1 pseudogene is annotated in these 207 nt (G+C 52.7%); it reads right to left on the bottom strand.

Features of this window, described 5'->3' with window-relative positions:
- Positions 1-207: pseudogene (locus tag B2745_RS14515) on the bottom strand (hypothetical protein); the annotation flags it as partial.

The raw sequence follows: 207 nt of genomic DNA, 5'->3' as shown, positions 1-207 counted from the left end.
TTTTGCTCCGGCTATACCTTGTGCTCCTGTTGCTCCGGTTAGTCCTGTTGGACCTTGTGCTCCGGTATCGCCTTTCGGGCCTGCTTCGCCTTGGTCTCCTTTATCGCCCTTTACACCAGCTATACCTTGTGCGCCTGTATCACCTTTCTCACCTTGAATACCTTGTGGACCTACATCACCTTGGTCACCCTTATCGCCTTTTGCTCC

The sequence above is a fragment of the Pedobacter glucosidilyticus genome (assembly GCF_002483235.1).
GTDB classification, from domain to species: Bacteria; Bacteroidota; Bacteroidia; order Sphingobacteriales; family Sphingobacteriaceae; genus Pseudopedobacter; species Pseudopedobacter glucosidilyticum_B.
This window is presented reverse-complemented; position numbering and strand designations above follow the sequence as displayed.